This is a genomic window from Pseudomonas sp. V88_4 (assembly GCF_029967985.1).
Lineage (GTDB): Bacteria > Pseudomonadota > Gammaproteobacteria > Pseudomonadales > Pseudomonadaceae > Aquipseudomonas > Aquipseudomonas glycinae.
On record NZ_JASCAF010000015.1, the window covers coordinates 1 to 1,325 of the forward strand.

A 1,325-nucleotide genomic window follows, 5' to 3' on the forward strand; every position below is an offset into this window, starting at 1 on the left:
CAGGAACCGTACCCCAAACCGACACAGGTGGTTGGGTAGAGAATACCAAGGCGCTTGAGAGAACTCGGGTGAAGGAACTAGGCAAAATGGCACCGTAACTTCGGGAGAAGGTGCGCCGGTGAGGGTGAAGCACTTGCTGCGTAAGCCCACGCCGGTCGAAGATACCAGGCCGCTGCGACTGTTTATTAAAAACACAGCACTCTGCAAACACGAAAGTGGACGTATAGGGTGTGACGCCTGCCCGGTGCCGGAAGGTTAATTGATGGGGTTAGCTAACGCGAAGCTCTTGATCGAAGCCCCGGTAAACGGCGGCCGTAACTATAACGGTCCTAAGGTAGCGAAATTCCTTGTCGGGTAAGTTCCGACCTGCACGAATGGCGTAACGATGGCGGCGCTGTCTCCACCCGAGACTCAGTGAAATTGAAATCGCTGTGAAGATGCAGTGTATCCGCGGCTAGACGGAAAGACCCCGTGAACCTTTACTATAGCTTTGCACTGGACTTTGAATTTGCTTGTGTAGGATAGGTGGGAGGCTTTGAAGCGTGGACGCCAGTTCGCGTGGAGCCATCCTTGAAATACCACCCTGGCAACTTTGAGGTTCTAACTCAGGTCCGTTATCCGGATCGAGGACAGTGTATGGTGGGTAGTTTGACTGGGGCGGTCTCCTCCTAAAGAGTAACGGAGGAGTACGAAGGTGCGCTCAGACCGGTCGGAAATCGGTCGTAGAGTATAAAGGCAAAAGCGCGCTTGACTGCGAGACAGACACGTCGAGCAGGTACGAAAGTAGGTCTTAGTGATCCGGTGGTTCTGTATGGAAGGGCCATCGCTCAACGGATAAAAGGTACTCCGGGGATAACAGGCTGATACCGCCCAAGAGTTCATATCGACGGCGGTGTTTGGCACCTCGATGTCGGCTCATCACATCCTGGGGCTGAAGCCGGTCCCAAGGGTATGGCTGTTCGCCATTTAAAGTGGTACGCGAGCTGGGTTTAGAACGTCGTGAGACAGTTCGGTCCCTATCTGCCGTGGACGTTTGAGATTTGAGAGGGGCTGCTCCTAGTACGAGAGGACCGGAGTGGACGAACCTCTGGTGTTCCGGTTGTCACGCCAGTGGCATTGCCGGGTAGCTATGTTCGGGAAAGATAACCGCTGAAAGCATCTAAGCGGGAAACTTGCCTCAAGATGAGATCTCACTGGAACCTTGAGTTCCCTGAAGGGCCGTCGAAGACTACGACGTTGATAGGTTGGGTGTGTAAGCGCTGTGAGGCGTTGAGCTAACCAATACTAATTGCCCGTGAGGCTTGACCATATAACACCCAAGCAAT

The 1,325-nt window shown here is 53.7% G+C and carries 1 rRNA gene; it reads left to right on the forward strand.

Annotated elements, in window-relative coordinates:
• A 23S ribosomal RNA gene (locus QLG12_RS07140) occupies window positions 1–1,309 on the forward strand; the annotation flags it as partial.
• Window positions 1,310–1,325 lie beyond the last annotated feature (16 nt).